General features: G+C 63.2%; 18 protein-coding genes. 6 read left to right on the forward strand and 12 right to left on the reverse strand.

The features are described 5' to 3' along the window. Positions 1 to 22 precede the first annotated feature (22 nt). Both CXQ82_RS19160 and CXQ82_RS19165 read left to right on the forward strand, forming a co-directional pair. Complete coding sequence (locus tag CXQ82_RS19160) at positions 23 to 1,639, forward strand: NADP-dependent glyceraldehyde-3-phosphate dehydrogenase (RefSeq protein WP_101271772.1); 1,617 nt, start codon at positions 23 to 25, stop codon at positions 1,637 to 1,639. A 152-nt stretch (positions 1,640 to 1,791) separates the two neighbouring features. Next, complete coding sequence (locus CXQ82_RS19165) at positions 1,792 to 2,853, forward strand: FUSC family protein (RefSeq protein WP_101271774.1); 1,062 nt, start codon at positions 1,792 to 1,794, stop codon at positions 2,851 to 2,853. A gap of 146 nt (positions 2,854 to 2,999) precedes the next feature. Here CXQ82_RS19165 and CXQ82_RS19170 read toward each other — a convergent pair whose 3' ends face one another. After that, positions 3,000 to 3,758 (reverse strand): TetR/AcrR family transcriptional regulator, encoded by a 759-nt coding sequence (locus tag CXQ82_RS19170; protein ID WP_101271776.1) that lies wholly within the window; start codon positions 3,756 to 3,758, stop codon positions 3,000 to 3,002. 356 nt (positions 3,759 to 4,114) lie between these two features. Here CXQ82_RS19170 and CXQ82_RS19175 point away from each other — a divergent pair, with 356 nt between their 5' ends. The 4 genes from CXQ82_RS19175 to CXQ82_RS19190 are packed head-to-tail and all read left to right on the forward strand — an operon-like array spanning position 4,115 to position 8,720. Next, positions 4,115 to 4,822 (forward strand): ABC transporter ATP-binding protein, encoded by a 708-nt coding sequence (locus tag CXQ82_RS19175; protein WP_101271778.1) that lies wholly within the window; start codon positions 4,115 to 4,117, stop codon positions 4,820 to 4,822. Then, positions 4,819 to 6,018 (forward strand): ABC transporter permease, encoded by a 1,200-nt coding sequence (locus CXQ82_RS19180; RefSeq protein ID WP_101271780.1) that lies wholly within the window; start codon positions 4,819 to 4,821, stop codon positions 6,016 to 6,018. Before CXQ82_RS19175 ends, CXQ82_RS19180 begins: the two co-directional genes overlap by 4 nt. Beyond that, positions 6,011 to 7,489 carry a TolC family protein gene (locus CXQ82_RS19185; protein WP_101271782.1) on the forward strand — a complete coding sequence of 493 codons (1,479 nt, stop codon included), beginning with the start codon at positions 6,011 to 6,013 and terminating at the stop codon, positions 7,487 to 7,489. The genes CXQ82_RS19180 and CXQ82_RS19185 overlap by 8 nt, the downstream gene beginning before the upstream one ends. After that, on the forward strand, positions 7,479 to 8,720 hold the full coding sequence (locus tag CXQ82_RS19190; protein ID WP_101271784.1) for an efflux RND transporter periplasmic adaptor subunit: 1,242 nt from the start codon (positions 7,479 to 7,481) through the stop codon (positions 8,718 to 8,720). Before CXQ82_RS19185 ends, CXQ82_RS19190 begins: the two co-directional genes overlap by 11 nt. Positions 8,721 to 8,822: 102 nt before the next feature. On the opposite strand, the gene CXQ82_RS19195 is transcribed toward CXQ82_RS19190, so the two are convergent. From CXQ82_RS19195 to CXQ82_RS19245, 11 genes are all read right to left on the reverse strand, one after another. Then, positions 8,823 to 10,217 carry an FAD/NAD(P)-binding protein gene (locus tag CXQ82_RS19195; protein WP_101271786.1) on the reverse strand — a complete coding sequence of 465 codons (1,395 nt, stop codon included), beginning with the start codon at positions 10,215 to 10,217 and terminating at the stop codon, positions 8,823 to 8,825. Positions 10,218 to 10,229: 12 nt separating this feature from the next. Further along, on the reverse strand, positions 10,230 to 10,997 hold the full coding sequence (locus CXQ82_RS19200; RefSeq protein ID WP_101271788.1) for an ABC transporter ATP-binding protein: 768 nt from the start codon (positions 10,995 to 10,997) through the stop codon (positions 10,230 to 10,232). Between the two features lie 3 nt (positions 10,998 to 11,000). Further along, complete coding sequence (locus CXQ82_RS19205) at positions 11,001 to 12,341, reverse strand: ABC transporter substrate-binding protein (RefSeq protein ID WP_101271790.1); 1,341 nt, start codon at positions 12,339 to 12,341, stop codon at positions 11,001 to 11,003. Between the two features lie 21 nt (positions 12,342 to 12,362). Further along, positions 12,363 to 13,412 carry a branched-chain amino acid ABC transporter permease gene (locus CXQ82_RS19210; RefSeq protein WP_101271792.1) on the reverse strand — a complete coding sequence of 350 codons (1,050 nt, stop codon included), beginning with the start codon at positions 13,410 to 13,412 and terminating at the stop codon, positions 12,363 to 12,365. Positions 13,413 to 13,416: 4 nt separating this feature from the next. Next, positions 13,417 to 14,298 carry a branched-chain amino acid ABC transporter permease gene (locus CXQ82_RS19215; RefSeq protein ID WP_101271794.1) on the reverse strand — a complete coding sequence of 294 codons (882 nt, stop codon included), beginning with the start codon at positions 14,296 to 14,298 and terminating at the stop codon, positions 13,417 to 13,419. Beyond that, positions 14,298 to 15,068, reverse strand: coding sequence for an ABC transporter ATP-binding protein (locus CXQ82_RS19220; protein WP_101271797.1), 771 nt, complete (start codon positions 15,066 to 15,068; stop codon positions 14,298 to 14,300). The genes CXQ82_RS19215 and CXQ82_RS19220 overlap by 1 nt, the downstream gene beginning before the upstream one ends. Then, positions 15,065 to 15,961 carry an AMP-binding protein gene (locus CXQ82_RS19225; RefSeq protein ID WP_101271799.1) on the reverse strand — a complete coding sequence of 299 codons (897 nt, stop codon included), beginning with the start codon at positions 15,959 to 15,961 and terminating at the stop codon, positions 15,065 to 15,067. The genes CXQ82_RS19220 and CXQ82_RS19225 overlap by 4 nt, the downstream gene beginning before the upstream one ends. Before the next feature lie 528 nt (positions 15,962 to 16,489). After that, complete coding sequence (locus CXQ82_RS19230; protein WP_101271801.1) at positions 16,490 to 17,923, reverse strand: LLM class flavin-dependent oxidoreductase; 1,434 nt, start codon at positions 17,921 to 17,923, stop codon at positions 16,490 to 16,492. Next, the gene (locus CXQ82_RS19235) at positions 17,923 to 18,249 is read right to left on the reverse strand and encodes an acyl-CoA dehydrogenase (protein WP_101271803.1); all 327 of its coding nucleotides are present in this window, start codon (positions 18,247 to 18,249) and stop codon (positions 17,923 to 17,925) included. The genes CXQ82_RS19230 and CXQ82_RS19235 overlap by 1 nt, the downstream gene beginning before the upstream one ends. A 12-nt stretch (positions 18,250 to 18,261) precedes the next feature. Next, complete coding sequence (locus CXQ82_RS19240) at positions 18,262 to 19,458, reverse strand: SfnB family sulfur acquisition oxidoreductase (protein ID WP_101271805.1); 1,197 nt, start codon at positions 19,456 to 19,458, stop codon at positions 18,262 to 18,264. Positions 19,459 to 19,612: 154 nt separating this feature from the next. Beyond that, positions 19,613 to 20,176 carry a helix-turn-helix domain-containing protein gene (locus CXQ82_RS19245; protein ID WP_101271807.1) on the reverse strand — a complete coding sequence of 188 codons (564 nt, stop codon included), beginning with the start codon at positions 20,174 to 20,176 and terminating at the stop codon, positions 19,613 to 19,615. Positions 20,177 to 20,231: the final 55 nt, after the last annotated feature.

Below are 20,231 nucleotides of genomic sequence, written 5' to 3' on the forward strand. Positions count from 1 at the left end.
CAACTATTCCAGGGGTAGCAACATGACCACCAGTAACCTGCTCGCCCAGCTGTTTCCCGCTTCCGTTGCCGAGATTCCCGAGCAATTCCGCCTGGGGGCGCCCATTGAACAGCGCGATTACCTGGTCGATGGCCAGTTGCACCTATGGAATGGCCCCCTGGCCCAGGTGCTCAGCCCGGTGCAATTGGGTGACGAACGCGTGCATATCGGCAGCACGCCGCTGCTGGACGCCGACACCGCCCTCACCGCCCTGGACGCCGCCGTGCGTGCCTACGACCGTGGCCAGGGCGAATGGCCGACGATGCGCGTGGCAGACCGGATCCAGCACGTCGAAGCGTTTTTGCGCCGCATGCGCGAACAACGCGATGCGGTGGTCAAGCTGCTGATGTGGGAGATCGGCAAGAACCTCAAGGATTCGCAAAAAGAGTTCGACCGCACCTGCGACTACATCACCGACACCATTAATGCCCTCAAGGAACTCGACCGTCGCAGCAGCCGCTTCGAGCTGGAACAGGACACCCTCGGCCAGATCCGCCGCGTACCCCTGGGCGTGGCCCTGTGCATGGGGCCTTACAACTACCCGCTGAACGAAACCTTCACCACGCTGATCCCGGCATTGATCATGGGCAACACCGTGGTATTCAAGCCGGCCAAGCTTGGCGTGCTGCTCATCCGCCCGTTGCTGGAGGCCTTCCGCGACAGCTTCCCGGCCGGGGTGATCAACGTGATCTACGGCAGCGGCCGCGAAACCGTCAGCGCGCTGATGGCCAGCGGCAAGATCGATATCTTCGCGTTTATCGGCACCAACAAGGCCGCCAGCGACCTGAAAAAGCTGCACCCCAAGCCGCACCGCTTGCGTGCCGCCTTGGGCCTGGACGCGAAAAACCCCGGCATCGTGCTGCCCGAAGTGGACCTGGACAACGCCGTCAGCGAGGCGGTCACCGGCGCCCTGTCGTTCAACGGCCAACGCTGCACCGCGCTGAAAATCCTGTTTGTGCATGAAGACGTGGTGGCCAGTTTCATCGAGAAATTCAACGCCAAGCTGGCCACGCTGAAACCGGGCATGCCGTGGGAAGACGGGGTGGCGCTGACGCCGCTGCCGGAAGTCGGCAAGGTCGACTACCTCAACGCACTGGTGGCAGACGCCGCCGAACACGGTGCCCAGGTGGTGAATACCAATGGCGGAACCCATCGTGGTTCGTTCTTTTACCCGGCGGTGCTGTACCCGGTGAACCCGCAGATGCGCGTGTACCACGAGGAACAGTTCGGCCCGGTGGTGCCGATCGTGCCGTATCGCGACCTCAACACCGTGATCGACTATGTGCTGGACTCGGACTTCGGCCAGCAACTGAGTATCTTCGGCACCAATGCGGTGGAAGTCGGGCGCCTGGTGGACACCTTCGCCAACCAGGTCGGCCGCATCAATATCAACGCCCAATGCCAGCGCGGGCCGGACACCTTCCCCTTCAACGGGCGCAAGAACTCCGCCGAGGGCACGCTGTCGGTGCATGACGCGCTGCGCGTGTTTTCGATCCGTACGCTGGTGGCCACCAAGTTCCAGGACAGCAACAAGGCGCTGGTCAGCGACATCCTGCGCAACCGCGACTCGAGCTTCTTGACCACTGACTACATTTTCTAAAGCCGCGCCGCTGAAAAATGTGGGAGCGGGCTTGCTCGCGAATGCGGTGGATCAGTCAAAAGTGTATCGACTGACACGCCGCATTCGCGAGCAAGCCCGCTCCCACCATTCAGACTGAGTCCACCCTGACTAACGAGATCCCTTTAATACCGATGAACCTGCCCCTCTTCGCCCGGCGCCTGTTGCGCCCCTTGCTCGACCCGTACCGCCGCTATCGTCATGCCAAGCTGATCCACGCCGTGCGCGTGTCCATCGGCTTGCTGGCGACGATCCTGCTCACCACCGGCATCAACCTGCCCCACGGTGAGTGGGCATCGGTGACCATGCTGATCGTGATCGGCGGTTTGCAGCACCATGGCAACATCGGCAAAAAAGCCGTGGAGCGCGCCTATGGCACCTTGATCGGCGCCAGCGTCGGTCTGTTGCTGGTGGTGCAACAGGCCTACTTCGGCCAGCCGCTGTTGACCTACCTGCTGATGTCGGTGGTGTGTGGGTTCTTTTCCTACCACGCCATCGGCAAGGGTGGTTACATCGCGCTGCTGTCGGCGATCACGGTGTTTATCGTGGCGGGCCACGGTGACAACCCGATCTCGGATGGTTTGTGGCGCACCGTTGATATCCTCATCGGCATTGTGCTGGCATTGGCGTTCTCCTTCGCCCTGCCGCTGTATGCCGTGTATTCGTGGCGCTACAACCTGGCCAGCGCGTTGCGTGATTGCGCGCAGATCTACAGCCGCATCATCAACGGCCAGTCGGTGACTGACGATGAGCACGTGAAGCTGCTCAACCGCTTGAATGCGGCGATGCTGCAACTGCGCTCGCTGATGCCGTCGGTGTCCAAGGAGGTGCGGATTTCCATGACTGAACTGGACGCTATCCAGCGCCATCTGCGGATGTGCATCAGCACCCTGGAGATTCTCGGCAACACTCGGCCGGACCCTAGAGATCAGCAAGCGATGGCGCGAATGCAGGTGATGTTGAAAGCCGAACATCGGCAGATCCGGGTGCAGCTGGTGGGGATGGCGCGGGCGTTGAAGTCGGGGGTGACGGAGCGGTTGCAGCGATCCAGCCACATCGCGGACGGCGAGCCGGCGCTGGATGCGCCGGTGTACAGCGCGTTGGACGGGTATCGGTTGTTGACGGTGCAACTGGCGGCAAACGTGGATGGAATGCGCCAACGCCTGGCCAAAAGTGCCGGGCACTGGAAAATCTAAACAACGCTGTGAGCAACTCGCACTTTTTCTTACAAATTTTTCACGTTTTATTCACATCCCGAGACGTAGGGTGAAGCCTCATCCGTTACAAATGTTGCACATCAAGCCCGCCGCCCCAGCGGGCTTTTTTTTGCCGGGTATTTTGTTTATCGCGAAGCCTTGGCCGCGGGTGCTGCGGCCTGCTCGCGAATAGCCCGCTGGGTATCCAACACTTTGGCCAACGCGTGCTCGGCTTCCGGGCTTTGCTGCGGCACGCGGATCGCCGCCGATACCAGGGTGATCAGCTTGGCCATGACTTCGGCGTCCGTGGCCGGGCGGCCCAGGCTCATGGAGTTCATCAGCAGGCGCAACTCGGTGCCCGCCATGACCCCGGAAATCGCCTTGAGGGCAAATTGCAGGCGCACGCCCAGCTCATTGCGCGGCAGTTCCGGCAGCGCCAGGGCAAACGCTTCGAAGAAACGCTGGAACACCGGCTGGTAATGCACCTTGAGGTATTCCTGGATAAACGGCGACGTATCGCTGTAGACCCGCCCCAGGAAACGGATGAACGAGCGCCCTTCCCCGCTGCTGCTCGCCGGATCGCTGCGCTCCAGGCCCATGGCCGGCGCAAACAGCACGCCGAGCAGGGTGTCGCAGTCGAGTGGGCCATCGGCCTCGGCTTCGCACCGCGCGAGCAATTCCAGGCGCTGCTCGTTGAGCGGCTCCAGGCGCTGCATCAGCAGGGTTTTCATCAGGGAATCCTTGTCCCCGAAGTGGTAGTTCACCGCAGCCAGGTTGACCTGGGCACGCTCGGTAATCTGCCGCAGCAGAACGGCGTCATAGCCGTACTTGATGAAGAGAGCCTCTGTCGCATCCAGCAATCGAGTCTTGGTGATGTTTGGAGCGCTGAGTTTCTTCGCGACCATAGAAGTTCCACGGGGGAAATATTGTTTTAAAAAATAATTTGATTTTTTATACCGGGGCCGTCGGTCGAAAGCAAGTAGTGACACACCGCCATATGATCGAAAGCCTTTGCCTGCGGGCTCGCCGAGGTGTGCCAAAGGGTCTTTTGGCAGCCTGCCCAGCTGCCGAAAAACCCATTTCAAAGGGTAAAACCGCTCTATGTCCGTGGCTGGCGAAGCGCGCAGAACACAGTTAGTATTCAAACAATATTTTAAAAACAAGAAATAAAACCAGTCCGTGACGCGTTCCAGGCAGCTCCCGAACTTGTTACAAGGCTTTACCGGGGCAGCACGGCAGCGTCGAGACTGAAGGCGTAGTCATGATGACAGACACCCCCGCGCACCCTGGCTTGATCTCCCTGCAAGGCATCGGCAAACGCTATCAGTTGGCCGGGCAAGCGCTGACCATTCTCAATGACGTGTGCCTGTCGATCGCCCCCGGCGACAGCTGCGGCATTCTCGGCGCCTCCGGCTCCGGCAAAAGTACCCTGCTGAATATCCTTGGCCTGCTGGATTTGCCCAACTGCGGCGAATACCACTTTGCCGGCCACAATATTTTCAAGGCCAGCCCCGACGAACTGGCTGCGATCCGCAACAGACAGATCGGTTTTGTATTCCAGAGCTTCAACTTGCTGCCGCGTCTCAGTGCCCTCGACAACGTGGCCCTGCCCCTGAGTTATCGCGGCGTGTCGCGCCACGAATCGGTAGAGCAGGCGTTACGCATGCTCGAACAGGTGGGCCTGGCCGAACGCGCCCACCACCGCCCCGCCGACCTCTCCGGCGGCCAGCGCCAACGTGTAGCGATTGCCCGAGCATTGGTCGGCAACCCTTCGGTGATCCTGGCCGACGAGCCCACCGGCAACCTCGACAGCAGCACCGCCCAGGACATCATGGACCTGCTCCTGGCCTTGAACCGCGAGCAACAGGTGACGCTGATCATCGTCACCCACGACCCGCACATCGCCGCGCGCCTGGAACGCAAGATCCTGGTGCGCAATGGCGTGGTGCAAGAGGTCGGGCACCTATGACCGTGCGGGTAGAACAAAGCCTCAGCCAGCTGCTGCATGAAGCGTTCGTGAGCCTGCGCACCCTGGGCAAGCGCTCGATCCTGGCCCTGTTGGGTATCGTGATCGGCAGCTCGTCGGTGGTTGCGCTGATCAATATCGGCCACAACGCAGCAGTGGATGCGGCGATGATTTTCAAGGACATGGGCACCGACACCCTGGTCGCCCAGTTCCCCTCCAAAGGCAACAATAACGTGCCGATGCCCACCCGCCTCGACCTCGACGCCGTGCGCCAGGCGGTGCCGGGTATTGCGCATATCGGCGCGCTCACGCTGTTCAGCGGGCCCATTGTGTTCCATGGCCGCACGGCCAATGCCAATTACGCCGGCAGCACCCCGGGCCTGCAGGCCGCGATGCGCCTGGTCGTGCAGGAAGGCCGCTTCCTGTCGAGCTTCGACGCCAATGAAACCTATGCCGTGATCGGCGCCCAGTTGGCCCAGGCCCTGGGCGCACCGGGCGACCCGCTGAAACTCGGCGAGCGCGTGCGTATCAACGATTACCTGTTCCTGGTGGTGGGCATCCTGCAACGCCAGCCACGGGCGATGCTGATGCCGGTGCAGGCCAATGAATCGCTGTTTATCCCCGCCGAAGGCATGCGCCGGGTCTTCGCCAGCCCGCAGATCGGCAACGTGATCATCCGCGCCGCCCCGGGGCAGGACATGGAGCTCATCGCACGGGATGCCGCGCTCGCACTGCAACGCCAACTGACCGATCACACCGTGGACATCACCGTGCCCCAGCAAATGATCGATGGCATGACCCGTCAGAGCCGTACCTTCGCCTACCTGCTGTTGGCGCTGGGCGCGATTTCGCTGGTGGGTGGCGGCGTGGGGGTGATGAACGTGATGCTGATGAATGTGTCGGAGCGCCGTCGCGAGATCGGCATTCGCATGGCCCTGGGCGCGCGCCAACGCGATATCCGCAACCTGTTCCTGCTGGAAGCCGTGACCCTCACGGCGGTGGGTGCGGCCTGCGGCGCAGTGCTGGGCATGACTGCCGCCTGGCTGTATGCGTGGCTGTCGGGCTGGGCGTTTGCATTGGCGGTCGCCGCCCTGCCCCTTGGGGTGGGCAGTACATTGCTGGTGGGCTTGTTCTTCGGCATTTACCCGGCGATCTCGGCGTCGCGGCTGCAGCCGGTAGAGGCCTTGCGCGATGAGTAAATGGCTATGGCTGCTCGCGTTGATCAGCTTGCCGGGCATGGCCGCCGACGTGGTCATCAAGCCGTCGGCCCCCAGTACCACCCGCAGCGGCTATGACCGGGGCGTGTCGCTGAATGCCCAGGCCACCACCATGACCCTCGGCGACGCCGTGTACCTGGGCCTGCGCAACAACCCGGCCATCCGCAGCGCGTACCTGCAACGGGTGGCGCAGAAGTTCGACCTGCGCGTTGCCGAGGATGTGTTCAACCCCAAGCTCACCCTCAACAGCTACTACCGCAGCACCCGGGGCTCCGCCGATAGTGCGCGCAATGCCAACGTGGCGCCGGCCACCAGCTTGCTCGGCGAGTACGGCACCCGCCTGAGCATGGCCTGGACCCAGCAACTGAACAACGCCGACCGCGCCGGCCGCTACCGCAGTGACGGCCTCGACCTGGCGATCATCCAACCATTGCTGCGCGGCGCCGGCTGGGACGCCACCACCGCGCCGCTGCGCCTGTCACGCCTGTCGGAGCAGGCCAACCGCCTGAACCTCAAGGCCACCGTGGCGCAGACCATCAGCCAGATCATCGCCACCTACCGCGAATTGCTGCGCGCCCAGGAACAACTGAGCATCGTGCAGGACGCGCTCAAACGCTCCGGCACGCTGCTGGAGGTCAACAAGGCCTTGATCAGCGCCGGGCGCATGGCCGAGTTCGAAATCGTCCAGACCGAAGCCGATATCGCCACCCAGCAACTGGGTGTGGAAGAAGCGCAAAACCAACTGGACACCAGCCGCCTGGCCCTGTTGCGCCTGCTGGCCCTGGACCTGTCCACCCCGATTCGTGCCACCGAAGCCCTGGAGGCCAAGCCTATGCAGATCGACAAGCGCCAGGCCTTCAACCTGGCGCAGAACCAGCAACCGGAATACCTGGCGGCCCTGCTCGGCAGCCAGCAGGCCGACCTCAACCTGGTGATCGCCAAAGACTCCGGGCGCTGGCAGGTGGACTTGGTCGCCGGTGCCAACCAGGTCCGCGACAACTACAACAATGACGCCGGCAGCAGTAACAACCGCAGCTGGGACAGCTACGCCGGGGTACAGGTGCAAATCCCCATCGGTGACATCAGCACGCGCCAGGCCGAAGTGCGTGCACGGGTGGATGTGGAAGATCAGCAGATCCGCATCACCGACGCCCGCCAGGCCCTGGAGCGCAGCGTCAACGATGTGGTGCGCGACCTCGGTACCCGCTGGCGCCAATATGAAATCTCCCAGCGCGCGGTGGAATTGTCGCGGCGCAAGATCGAGATCGAGCGGGAAAAACTCAGCGCCGGGCGCTCCAGCAACTTCCAGGTGCTGAGCTTCGAGACCGACCTGCGCAATGCCGAGAACGCGCAACTGAATGCACTGATCGCTTATTTGAACGCCCAGACCCAGCTTGACTTGACCCTGGGCATGACGCTGGAAAGTTGGGAAATCGCCCTCAATGACTACTAATCAGAAACGCCTGCTGGGCGCTGTGTTGATGGTGCTGGTGGCCGGCGCGGGGCTGGCCTTGCGCAGCCCTGCCGAAGGCCCCGCCAGCGCCTCCGAACAGTGGCTGGCGGTGAAAACCGACCCGCTGGTGCATCAGATCGGCCTGGTGGGCAAGATCGAACCCGACAGCACCCTTATCCTCACCGCGCCGTTTGATGGCAATGTCCAGGCCAACCTGGTGGAACAGGGTCAACGGGTCGAGGCCGGCCAGGTGCTGTTGCGCATGGACCCGGCCACCCTCGAAGTGCAATTGCGCGATTCCCTCGCCGCCCAGCTCAAGGCCCGGCGCACCGTGCAGGAGATGCAGGACTGGGACAGCGGCGCCACTGTCAGCCGCGCCCGCCGTAGCCTGCGCACCGCCGAAATGACCGCCGGCAATACCCAGCGCAAGCTGACCGAAAGCGAAAACCTGTTCCAGCGCGGCATCATCCCGCGCAATGAGCTGGACGACCTCAAGCAGCAGGTCCAGCAGCAACAACTCGACCTCGCCTCTGCGCGTAGTGAGCTGCAACAGGCACTGGATCAAGGCAAAGGCGAATACCGCCAGATTGCCGATATGGAACTGACCAACGCCACGGTGAAATACGACGCCCTGCACAGCCTGCTGGAGGGCCAGGAAGTCAAGGCGCCGTTCTCCGGCATTGTGGTGCCTGCACCCGGTAACACCTTATCCCAGGGCGGCAACAACAATGGCCCGATACAGGCCGGCAGCAAGGTCAGCCAAGGCCAGGTACTGTTCGGCCTGGCCAATATCGAACGGCTGAAAATCGTCGCCAAAGTCTCGGAGCTGGACATCAACCGCCTGCACCAGGGCCAAGCGGTGGAAGTGATGGGCGATGGTTTTGAGGGGGAACGGCTCAGTGGCTCGGTGAGTGTGGTCAGCGGCTTGGCGATTGCCAGCGACAGCCAGGGCAGCGCGCAATTTGCGGTGACCCTGTCGATTCCCAAACTGACGCCGCAACAGTTGCAGCGGGTGCGGCTGGGGATGAGCGCGCGGTTGACCGTCGTCACCTACAACAATGCGCAGGCGATGGTGGTGCCGAGCGAGGCGATCGGCCCGGACCTGACGGTCGAGTATCGGCCAGCGATGGATCAGCCGGTCGAGCGCGTGAAGGTGAAAACCGGGCAATCGACGCCGCAGGGGGTGGAGGTGTTTGGGCTAAAACCCGGGTTTGTGAAAATCTCAAAGTAAATGAGGATCAAGTGTGGGAGCGGGCTTGCCCCCGATAGCGGTGTATCAGACACAGATGTGCAAACTGACACTTCGCTATCGGGGGCAAGCCCCCTCCCACATTTAGATGTTTGTTAGTTTTAACGCCAGCGCCTTGGCTTGCAACGCCACATCGGTCACCGCCGTGCTCTCCCACCACACCCCGCGCAACGGCGGGCCCATGGCGAACAGCCGCCCGCTGACCTCACCCACAGCATCCAGCACTGCACCCGACGCATCCGCCGCAATCCCCAACGCCAACGGCCCGGGCTGGATCAGCCCACGCTTAAGCAACTGCCGCGGCAACGGCCGGGCCACACGGCGCCAGTCGTATTCGATGCCACTGGAGTTGATCAGCGCCGCGCCCGACACCTGCGTAATCGCCGGCTCACCGCGATAGCGCAAGCGAATCGCCACGCCCTCCTCCGCCGGCGCCAAGCCCTTGAACGACGCGGCGTGAATCCGCAACCGCCCCGCTGCCTGCAAGCGCGCCACCAATTGCGCACTCAGCGGCGGCGAACGGTGGTGATGGCTTTCCCACCACGGCCTTATATGGCGCACGAACTGGCGTTTTTCGCCCTCGCTGGCCTGGCTCCACAACCGGCCGATATGCGCTCGCACCGTGTCCAGCGGCGCCTGCCAATCAATGCCTTGCTCCAGTGCGATGCGGCATTGGCGACGTACTTCACGCAACAACTGCCGAGGGCTGCGCAGGGCGGGGTCGGCGCCGAGAAAATCCTCCCAGCTCGGCGGTTGGCGGCGCACGTGGGGCAACAGCCCATGGCGGGAAAAGATCTCGATCGGCCCGCGATGCCCGGCCTGTTCCAGCGACACCACGGCGTCGACCATGGTCAGCCCGGAGCCAATGATCAGCACCGTCGATTGCGCGTCGATCCGGGTCATCGCGCGCACGTCCCACGGGTCGACGGCGGCGGCATTCAAGCCGCTGGATTCGGTCTGTGGCGTGCGCGCCGCCGGGAACATGCCGGTCGCCAGCACCGCATGGGCGCCGCGCAGTTGCTGGCCGTTATCGAGGGTCAGCAGGGTCGTGTCGGCATCGACCTGCAGGTCGACCACTTCGGCACGAATATGCTCGACGGTGGACGCCGACACCGCCTTGGCTTCAGCCAGGCGCTGCTGCGCGTACAAACCGAAAATCCCGCGCGGCGGGAACAGTTCGCTGATCGGCACCGGCTGCTCGTGCGCCTGCGGCCAGCCACCGGCGCCGATGTAGTCGGTGAGCCATTGGGTCAGGTCATCGGCATTGTCCGGGTCGACACTCATGCGCGCCGCATTGCCGTTCAGGGTGTGACCCAGCTCGACAGCGCTGTAAGCCTCGCCCCGGCCGAGTTCAGCGCGCGGCTCGATCACCAGGATGTGCCGCTGGCCAGGCAGGCGCAGCAGTTGCACGGCCAGCATGGTGCCGCTCAGGCCGCCGCCGATGATCAAGACATCAGCGTTGCGGATGGTTTCAGTCATGCACATTCGCCTTTACTGTTTACCCAGATAAATATCATGCAAATCGCCCCGCGCCAGCAGTTCAGCGGCGCTGCCGCTCAAGGCCACGCGCCCAGTATCCAGCACGTAGCCGTGCGACGCATAGGTGAGCGCGACGTTGATGTTCTGCTCGGCGATCAGGAAGCTCACCTGCTGTTCGCGGTTGAGCTGGGCGATGATCGCGAAAATCTCCTGCACGATCATAGGCGCCAAACCCATGGATGGCTCGTCGAGCAGTACCAACGTAGGACGGGTCATCAACGCCCGGCCAATGGCGACCATTTGCTGCTCGCCACCGGAGGTAAGCCCGGCACGGGTGTGGCGCTTGGTCTTGAGCCGCGGGAACCAGGTGTAGATGCGTTCCAGGTCTTCGGCCATGGCCTTGCGGCTCAGGCGCCGCACGAAGCCGCCGCTGCGCAGGTTGTCTTCCACCGTGAGCTGGCCGAACACATGGCGGCCTTCCAGCACATGCACCATGCCCTGGCGCACGCGCTGGCTGGGGTCGATGCCGGCCAGGTTGGCGCCTGCGTACTCGATTACGCCACGACTGACCTCGGCCCGCTCGGCGCGCACCAGCCCGGAAATGGCCTTGAGCGTGGTGCTCTTGCCGGCGCCATTCGCCCCGAGCAAGGCGACGATGGCGCCCTTGGGCACCTGCAGCGACACCCCGGCCACGGCGAGGATCGCGCCGTCGTAGATCACTTCAATATCGTTGACCGTCAGCAGCGACGGGCTCGCAGGTTCACTGGCAGCGTGGCTCATGGCTTATTCATCCCCGGTGCAGGTGCGCGGTGTGAGGCCTTTTTCCTTGGCGAAAGCGGCAGATTTTTCATCGATCAGCGGGCGCAGCAGCGCGCGGTCGGCGGCGATCCAGTCGCTGACCAGTGCCCAGTTGGCGCCATCCCATTGCTGTACCCGCGCCGAGCCGCCGCCTTCGTGATCGCGGCACGACAGCTTGAGGTTCTGCATCAGCCCCAGATACCCCATGGCCTTCAAGCGCGTGTCATCGATATTCAGGTGTTCCAGGCCCCAGCGGCCTTCCTCGCCATTGAGCGGGCGTTTGCCGAACTTGGCCTGGGCGGTGCGGATCGCTTCCACCGCGACGGCGGCGTTTACCAGGCCGGAGTTGTAGTAGACGCTGCCAAAGTTTTTCAGGTCCTTGAGGTCGCTGTGGCCCTTGTCGAGGATGTATTGCTTGAGGCGTTTGTGGATCTCGAAATCGCTGCCCGCCGGGTACGGTGTCAATGCCAGGTAACCCTTGGCAGCGGCGCCGGCGGGCAACACGTCCTCGCTGGAACTGGCCCAGATATCGCCGATGATGTGGTCCACCGGGAAGCCGAAACGCGCGGCGGTTTTCACCGCGACCGGGGTCGACACGCCCCAGGTGCGCAGGAACACCCAGTCCGGGTTGGCCTGGCGCACCTGACGCCACTGCGCCGATTGCTCGTTGCCTGGGTCGGCGACCGGAATCTGAATATTTTCAAAGCCGTATTTCTCCGCCAGCAGCTTCAGCGGGCCGAGGGTTTCACGCCCGTAGGCCGAGTCGTGGTAGACCGTGGCGATCTTCTTGCCCTTGAGTTTGTCGAAGCCGCCTTCGCGCTGGGCGATGTAGTTCACCAGGGTCGAGGCTTCGCTGTAGAAGGTCAGCATGACCGGAAAATTGTAAGGGAACACCGTGCCGTCGGTGGCTTCGGTGCGCCCATAGCCGAGGGTGATCAGCGGGATCTTGTCGACCTCGGCGCGCTCGCTAAGGGCATACGCCGCCGGTGCGCCGTTGGGCTGGTACACCGCGACCGGCGCGCCATCCAGGCCATTCTTGAAGCGCTCGTAGCACTCGATGCCCTTCTCCGCCGTCCACTCGGTTTCGCATTCCTGCCATACCAGCTTCACGCCGTTGATGCCGCCTTCGACCTCGTTGATATAACGCAGGTAGTCGATCATCCCGGCCCACACCTGCACGCCGCTGGAGGCGTAGGCGCCGACGCGGTAAGTGGCCAGGGGAAAGAATTGCTGGTCCGCCGAGGCGACGGCCTGGGGCACAGCACCGGCCAGGGTCGCCAGCGCAAAGGCGGTGCCGACCAGGGAACGTTTGATGAATGCACGCATGGGTATTCTCTTGAAGGAAGGTTAGAAACGCAGCGGCCACTGCCGCAGACGGTCGCGCAGGGTGTGCAACAGGCGAATCAACCCCTCGGGTTCCTTGATCAGGAACACGATGATCAACACGCCGAAGATAATTTTCTGCAGGTTCTGCAACTGCCCCGCATCCACCGCGCCACCAAACAGCGCTTGTCCGGCATGGCTGAGCAGAATCGGCAGTAAGCTGATAAAGGCCGCGCCGACGAAGTTGCCGGCGATGCTGCCCATGCCGCCGATAATGATGATGAACAGGATCTGGAATGAGCGGTTGATATCGAAGCTGCTGGCACTGGCCGTGCCCAGGTAGGCGAAGGCCCACAGCGCGCCGGCAATCCCTAGGTAGAACGAACTGACCGCAAACGCCAGGCGCTTGTAGCGCACCACCGGGATGCCGACTACGGCAGCGGCGGTGTCCATGTCGCGGATCGCCATCCAGTTGCGCCCGACCTGGCTGCGCACCAGGTTGACGGCGGCCCAGGTCAACAGCAGCACCGTCACCAGCGTCAGCAGGTAGCGACCCAACGGCGTGTTGAGGTCATGGCCGAACAGCGCCAGCTTTGGCGCGGAAATGGTGCCGGACGAACCGTAGTTGTAGAACCAGGGGAATTTGACGAACACCCACTCGAGGAAAAACTGCGCCGCCAGGGTGGTGACCATCAGGTAGAAGCCCTTGATCCGCGAGCTGGGCAGGCCGAACAGCAAGCCCACCCCCGCGCTGATCACACCGCCGCCAAGCAATGCCAGCGGCAAGCCCAGCTCCGGCAGGCGCAACAGAAAACCATAGCTGGCAAACGCGCCCACGGCCATGAACCCCGCCGCGCCGACTGAGGTTTGCCCGGTGTAGCCGGTCAACAGGTTCAGGCCCAACCCGGCCAGGGACAGCACCAGGAACGGGATCAGGATCGCATTCAGCCAATAGTCATTGCCCCACAGCGGCACCACGATAAAGGCCAACGCCAGCAGGCCGAGCAGGCCCCAGGGCAGACGCCGTTGGGTCAGCAGCAACGGCGCGGTTTGTTCAGCAACAGGGATCGACATGGTTTCAGACTCGCTCGATGGCGCGCTCGCCGAACAGGCCGGCGGGACGGATATACAGGAAGGCCAGGGCCAGTACGTAGGCAAACCACGGCGTGATGCCACCGCCGATCAACGGGCCGATATACACCTCGGCGAGGTTCTCCGCCGCGCCCACAATCAGCCCGCCGACAATCGCCCCGCCAATCGAGGTGAAGCCGCCGATGATCAACACCGGCAAGGCCTTGAGCACCACCAGCGAGAGTGAAAACTGCACCCCTTGGCGCGCGCCCCACAACAGGCCCGCCACCAGCCCGACCACGCCGGCCACCGCCCAGACGATCTGCCAGATGCGGTTGAGGTTGATACCGATGGACAGCGCCGCCGTGGTGTCATCCGCCACCGCCCGCAACGACACGCCGATGCGGGTCTTGTTGAACAGCAGCGCCAGCACCGTCACCAGCACCACCGCCACGGCAGCCGCGATCAGGTCGAACTGGCTGAGCATCAGCGGCCCGACAAACAGCGGCACGTCGTCGATGCCCAGGTCCAGGGCGCGCACCTGCGAGCCCATCAAGCCTTGGGCCAGGCCTTCAATAATGAACGACAGCCCGAGGGTGGCCATGAACAGGGTGATCTGCGAACGGTTGACCAAGGGCCGCAGCACCAGGCGCTCGATCAGCAGCGCGCCGACGATCAGCACCAGCACCGTCAGCAGCAACGCCAGGGCAAAGGGCACGCCCTGGTCATGCAGGCTGACGAAGGTCAGCGCGGCAAACAGCAGCATCGACCCCTGGGCAAAGTTGAACACGCCGCTGGCCTTGTAGATCAGCACGAAGCCAATGGCGACCAGCGAGTACATGGTGCCGGCGAGCAGGCCGCCGAGCAGGGTTTCGAAGAAAAAGGTCATCAGTGTGCGACTCCCAGGTAGGCGGCGATCACCTCGGGGTTGGCTTGCACCTCGGCGGGCGTGCCATCGCCGACCTTGCGCCCGTAGTCGAGCACCACCACATGGTCGGACAGGCCCATGACCACGCCCATATCGTGTTCGATCAACACCACGGTGGTGCCCAGGTCGCGGTTTACATCGGCGACGAAGCGCGCCATGTCGTGTTTTTCCTCGGCGTTCATGCCGGCCATGGGTTCGTCGAGCAGCAACAGGCTGGGCCCGGCGATCAGCGCGCGGCCAAGTTCCACGCGCTTTTGCAGGCCGTAGGACAGGTTGCCCACCAACACATCACGATGGGCCTGCAGCTCGAGGAATTCGAGAATGGCCTGGCCGCGCAAGCGGAACGCCTCGGCTTCCCGCCGCGCCCGGGGCAGGCCCAGGGCCTGTTCGATAAAACTGCTGCGCGAATGCCGCGACAGGCCGGTGAGCAGGTTGTCGAGCACGCTCATCTTCTTGAACAGCGCGTTGTTCTGGAAGGTGCGGCCAATGCCTCTACGCGCAGCCCCCAAGGGGTCGATACGCTGGAAATGCTGTTGCTCGAACACAATCTCGCCTGCGTCGAAGCGATACACACCGTTGAGCACATTGAGCAGCGAACTTTTACCGGCACCATTGGGGCCGATCAGCGCGCAGATTTCGCCGCGCTGCACGTCGAAGGACAAGGCATTGATGGCCTTGACCCCTTTGAACGACAGCGAGATGTCGCGCACTTGGAGAATTGCTTGGCTCATGCAATATCCCGTTTGAATTCGGCCAGCCAATTCGGCTCGGCAGTGGATTTGAGCGGCTGCCAGATATAGGCCAGGCGCTGGAAGCCCAGCAGTTTGCGCACGCGATTTTTCAGCAAGCGGCCCAGGCCGTTGTGCGGGCGGGCAATTGCCCACTCACACAAGCGCCGGCGCCAGGTACCGTGGGGCGCCAGGCGACTTTCGATATCGTCGGCCAAGTGCTGCAAACGCTCGGGCGACAGCAACAGGCCGGTGGGCGCAACTTCACTGCGATCACGCCGCGCCGACGCCAGGTTTTCCGGGAAGGCCAGGCCATGGCCGCTGGTCAGCCACTGCTCCAGCACCACCGCCAGACCGCCTTGCCACTGGGTGCCCTCCTCGCTCCACAACAGCGTTTCGCCGCTCGGTTGCCACCAGCGATGCAGGTGCTGCGCCGGGTCTACCGGGCCGAGTAAGTGGGCAAAGTCCAACCGCTGGGTGAAATCCCACTGCGGCTGACGGCCTTGCACGTACACGTGGCTCGGGCGAATACGCCACAGCTGTTGTTGCAACGCCGCAGGTTCGAGGCTGTCGGCCAGCGTGAGCACCTGCCCGCCCAGCGCCTGGGCAGCCAATGCCAGCAATAACAGGCTTGGCTCGAACACGCCGCTGAGCGCCAGCCGCGATTGCTCGCCGAAGCCCTGCTGGCGCAAGCCATCGGCCAGCCGCTCGACATCGCGCAACACGTCGATCCAACGCCAGGCATGCCACTGGCCCTGGCGCTTGTGGCGCAGCGCGATGTGCAGCGGGGTGATCTGCGCCCAGTGGTGCAGTTGCTCCTGGGCCTTGGGCAGGTTGTCGAGTGCCTCGGCGGGCCATTCCAGGGCCAGCGGGCGTTTGAGTTCGTGCACGCTCATAGGGGTAATGCTCCTATTGGGGTATTAAGCGTGCGGTGGTCCGCTGGCCGGGATATTCATGACAACACGGGGCAAATGTGGGAGGGGGCTTGCCCCCGATGGTGGTGGTTCAGTTAGAACACCTTTGATTGACCCACCGCTATCGGGGGCAAGCCCCCTCCCACATTGGTTTTGTGCAGGGCAGATAGGTCGTGCACGCTCATAGGGTAATGCTCCTATTGGGGGGTTAAGCGTGCGGTGGTCCGCTGGCCGGAATATTCATGACAACACGGGGCAAATGTGGGAGGGGGCTTGCCCCCGATGGTGGTGGTTCAGTTAGAACACCTTTGATTGACCCACCGCTATCGGGGGCAAGCCCCCTCCCACATTGGTTTGGTGTAGGGCAGACAGGTCGCGTTTGAGTGCGTGCACGCTCATAGGGTAATGCTCCTATTGGGTGTTAAGCGTGCGGTGGTCCGCTGGCTGGGATATTCATGACAACACGGGGCAAATGTGGGAGGGGGCTTGCCCCCGATGGCGGTGGCTCAGTTAGAACACCTTTGATTGACCCACCGCTATCGGGGGCAAGCCCCCTCCCACATTGGTTTTGTGCAGGGTAGATAGGTCGCGGTAGCTGGCGCCGGGGTGGTTCGCGCCCAACCGTGCGCCGTCGCCAAACAGCTTCTCGCGCAACGTGCCCTGGGCGTATTCGGTCTTGTACACGCCACGCTTCTGCAACTCCGGCACCAGCAGGTCCACGGCGTCGATGAAGGTTTCGTGGGTCAACGCGTAGGCCAGGTTGAAGCCGTCCACGTCGGTCTCCTCGACCCATTCCTGCAACAGGTCGGCAACGGTTTCCGGGCCGCCGACAAACAGTGGGCCGAACCCGCCGATCCCCACCCAGTCGGCCAGCTCATTCGGGGTCCAGACCTTGTTCGGGTCTGCCGTGGAGAAGGCTTCCACCGCCGATTGAATGGCATTGGTGTGCACATGCTTGAGCGGTTCATCCGGTTTGAACTGGCTGAAATCGATGCCCGTCCAGCCGGAGATCAGCGCCATCGCGCCCTCGTAGCTGACGTAGGCTTTGTATTCGTCAAACTTGGCTTTGGCCTTGGCATCGGTTTCACCGACGATCACCGTCTGCAAGTTGAAGATCAGGATTTTCTTCGGATCGCGCCCGGCTTCGGCCGCGCGGCGGCGGATGTCGGCGACGGTCTTTTTCAGCAGCACCTTGGACGGCGCCGCCACAAACACGCATTCGGCCTGCTCGGCGGCAAACTGCTTGCCACGGCTGGACGCACCGGCCTGGTAGAGCACTGGCGTGCGCTGCGGTGACGGCTCGCACAGGTGAATGCCCGGCACCTGGAAATGTTTGCCGACGTGGCGAATCTCGTGAATCTTGCTCGGGTCGCTGAAAATTCGGCGCTCGCGGTCCCGCAGCACGGCGCCCTCCTCCCAGCTGCCTTCCCAGAGTTTGTAGCAAACCTCCAAGTATTCCTCGGCATAGTCGTAGCGTGCGTCGTGTTCGGTCTGGGCTTTCTGGCCGAGGTTCTTGGCGCCGCTTTCCAGATAGGAGGTGACGATGTTCCAGCCGATGCGGCCCTTGGTCAGGTGATCAAGGGTGGAAAGCCTGCGCGCAAACGGGTACGGGTGTTCGAACGACAACGAAGCGGTCAGGCCGAAACCCAAGTGCTCGGTGACCAGCGCCATCGGCGCGATCAGCGACAGCGGATCGTTGACCGGCACTTGGGTGGCCTGGCGGATCGCTGCGTCGCCGTTGCCGTTGTACACGTCATAGATGCCCAGCACGTCAGCGATAAACAGGCCGTCGAACTTGCCGCGCTCCAGGATCTTGGCGAGGTCGGTCCAGTATTCCAGGTCCTTGTACTGCCACGAACGGTCACGCGGGTGCGCCCACAGGCCGGGGGATTGGTGGCCGACACAGTTCATGTCGAAGGCATTCAAGCGGATTTCACGGGACATCAAAGCACTCCGTTGAGGTGGTAGTTGCCGACGACCTGGTATTTCCAGCGCAGGGGGTCATCGAGCGTCGGCGGCAATGCAGTGCGTTGTCCGGTGAGTTCAAATTCGGTGTTGCTGGCAAAGAGCAAGGCTTCGGCGGCGGCAATCTGCGCTTCGGTGATCGCGACCGGGCTGGGATGGGTGTCGGCGCGTTCCAGCAGGGCGGCGGCCACATCGACGCGGATCTGCCAATCGCCGAAGCGGCTGATCACGTAGGGGTCGTCGCTTTTCGCGACATGCCGCCGGGTGCTTTCCAGCAGTTGGCGGGCCTGATTCAGGGCGGTCATGGTCAAGTCTCCTCAGTTCCAGGCGTGGCGTGCCGGCTTCACGCCGTTGAGCACGAAGTTGCCGATCAAGTGGTATTTCCAGCGGGCCGGGTCGTGCAGGGTGTGGGTGCGCGCGTTGCGCCAGAAGCGGTCGAGGTTGTGTTTGCCGGTAACCGAGCGGGTGCCGGCCAATTCAAACAGTTTGCTGCTGGCGAGCAACGCGGTTTCGGCGGACAACACTTTGGCCTGGGCGACCACCAGCGAGGCATTGGCGACGGTGTCTTCGCTTGGCTCAGCCAGCGCCAGGTCGACCGCACGGCCAGCCTTGGCGAGAATCGCTTCGGTGCCGTGCACGCGCCACTGCAGGTCGCCGATGGCGGCGATGGTGAACGGGTCCTGCCAGCCATGATCCTGTTGGCTGTCGATCCACGGCCGCGCCTGGCGCGCATGAATCTTGGCTTGCTCCAAGGCGCCGAGGGCAATGCCGGTGTCGACGGCCGCCTGGATGATCTGCGAGATCGGGCCGTTGGCGGTGGGTTGGTCGAAGGCCTGGTGAGCGGGAATCACAGCACTGCGCGGCACGCTCACACCGTCGAGGGTCACGCCGCCGCTGGCAGTGGTGCGCTGGCCGAAACCGTCCCAACTGTCGACCACACTGAGGCCCGGGGCGTCGCGTTCAACAAAGGCAATAAAGGCCTGGCCGTGTTCGTTGTTGCCGACGGTGGGCACGATGTGGGCGAACAGCGCGCCGGTGCAGTAGAACTTCTCGCCGTTGATTTGCGCGCTGTCAGCGTGGAAGCGGATCTGCGTATCAAAGGTGCCGGCGTTTTTGCTTTTGGCCTCGGAGAAAGCATTACCGAAGCGGTAACCCGCCAGGACCTTGCCGAAGTAGTGGCGCTTTTGTTCCTCGCTGGCGGTTTGCAGCAGGATGTCGACCACGCCAAGGTGGTTCTGCGGAATCTGCCCCAACGACGGGTCGGCGGCGGAGATCAACTTGATCACCTCGGCCACCGTCACATAGGACACTTCGGCGCCGCCGTAGGCCTTGGGAATGGTGATGCCCCACAACCCGCTGGCCGAAAACTCGTCAAGTTCGGCCACCGGCAGGCGGCGCTCGCGGTCGCGCACGCTGGCGTCGACGGCAAAGCGCGCGGCCAGGCGGGTGGCCACCTCGATGGCTTCGGCGTCCGAGCGGATGATATGGGCAGGGTGTTGAGGGTGGGCTGACATGGGCCGACTCCAGGCTCCGAGGGGATACTGGAGTGTTTGCAGGAGTCGTGCCTGAATTTAATCGTGAATAAAATCAGGCGTTTGCTGGTGATTCATGGCGCCGAGCCGCAGCTCAAACCAGCAAAGTGTGCATCCACTGTTGCCTGGCAGACAGTTAGATCACCACGTTGCGCACGAAGCGTACAGCCACCTCGCCGTCGTTGCGGTAGCCGTGCACATGACGGCTGGCGAACATATAGAACTCGCCGGCGGCGACGCGCTTTTCTTCATCGCCTACCAGCAGCGTGAGGCAACCTTCGAATACAAACAGCTGCACGCTCCAGCCGTCCGGGTCGGGGTCGGGGCTGTAGCGATCACCCGGCTCCAGCTGCATCTCCCACAACTCGACCTCGCGCCGCGCGGTGGCCTTGGCCAGCAGCACCGCCTTGCTGCCAGGGATATCGCCGGCCCAGGCCAGCTCGTTGATGCGGCTGTGGTCGGGCGCATCCGGGGCCTGGATCAGGTCGCTGAAGGCCACGTCCAACGCTTCGGCAACGCGGTCCAGGGTGGACAGGCTGACGTTCTTCTCACCCGCCTCGATGGCCACCAGCATGCGCCGGCTGACGCCGGATTTTTCCGAGAGCGCGGTCTGGCTCAAGTCGGCGGCATGGCGCAGGCGACGGACGTTTTGGCTGACGTGCTGCAGGACCGAGGCCCGTTGTGGATTTTCTTTGTGCACTATATTGCTCAATGGGTGGGTGTGCGCAGTATACTGCCCAGCGTGCGGCGCATTG

The organism is Pseudomonas sp. S09G 359 (assembly GCF_002843605.1).
Taxonomy (GTDB): domain Bacteria; phylum Pseudomonadota; class Gammaproteobacteria; order Pseudomonadales; family Pseudomonadaceae; genus Aquipseudomonas.

Coding starts and splice junctions, on each gene's coding strand:
- CXQ82_RS19160 (WP_101271772.1), top strand. CDS start 23: ATGACCACCAGTAACCTGCTCGCCCAGCTGTTTCCCGCTTCCGTTGCC.
- CXQ82_RS19165 (WP_101271774.1), top strand. CDS start 1,792: ATGAACCTGCCCCTCTTCGCCCGGCGCCTGTTGCGCCCCTTGCTCGAC.
- CXQ82_RS19170 (WP_101271776.1), bottom strand. CDS start 3,758: ATGGTCGCGAAGAAACTCAGCGCTCCAAACATCACCAAGACTCGATTG.
- CXQ82_RS19175 (WP_101271778.1), top strand. CDS start 4,115: ATGATGACAGACACCCCCGCGCACCCTGGCTTGATCTCCCTGCAAGGC.
- CXQ82_RS19180 (WP_101271780.1), top strand. CDS start 4,819: ATGACCGTGCGGGTAGAACAAAGCCTCAGCCAGCTGCTGCATGAAGCG.
- CXQ82_RS19185 (WP_101271782.1), top strand. CDS start 6,011: ATGAGTAAATGGCTATGGCTGCTCGCGTTGATCAGCTTGCCGGGCATG.
- CXQ82_RS19190 (WP_101271784.1), top strand. CDS start 7,479: ATGACTACTAATCAGAAACGCCTGCTGGGCGCTGTGTTGATGGTGCTG.
- CXQ82_RS19195 (WP_101271786.1), bottom strand. CDS start 10,217: ATGACTGAAACCATCCGCAACGCTGATGTCTTGATCATCGGCGGCGGC.
- CXQ82_RS19200 (WP_101271788.1), bottom strand. CDS start 10,997: ATGAGCCACGCTGCCAGTGAACCTGCGAGCCCGTCGCTGCTGACGGTC.
- CXQ82_RS19205 (WP_101271790.1), bottom strand. CDS start 12,341: ATGCGTGCATTCATCAAACGTTCCCTGGTCGGCACCGCCTTTGCGCTG.
- CXQ82_RS19210 (WP_101271792.1), bottom strand. CDS start 13,412: ATGTCGATCCCTGTTGCTGAACAAACCGCGCCGTTGCTGCTGACCCAA.
- CXQ82_RS19215 (WP_101271794.1), bottom strand. CDS start 14,298: ATGACCTTTTTCTTCGAAACCCTGCTCGGCGGCCTGCTCGCCGGCACC.
- CXQ82_RS19220 (WP_101271797.1), bottom strand. CDS start 15,068: ATGAGCCAAGCAATTCTCCAAGTGCGCGACATCTCGCTGTCGTTCAAA.
- CXQ82_RS19225 (WP_101271799.1), bottom strand. CDS start 15,961: ATGAGCGTGCACGAACTCAAACGCCCGCTGGCCCTGGAATGGCCCGCC.
- CXQ82_RS19230 (WP_101271801.1), bottom strand. CDS start 17,923: ATGTCCCGTGAAATCCGCTTGAATGCCTTCGACATGAACTGTGTCGGC.
- CXQ82_RS19235 (WP_101271803.1), bottom strand. CDS start 18,249: ATGACCGCCCTGAATCAGGCCCGCCAACTGCTGGAAAGCACCCGGCGG.
- CXQ82_RS19240 (WP_101271805.1), bottom strand. CDS start 19,458: ATGTCAGCCCACCCTCAACACCCTGCCCATATCATCCGCTCGGACGCC.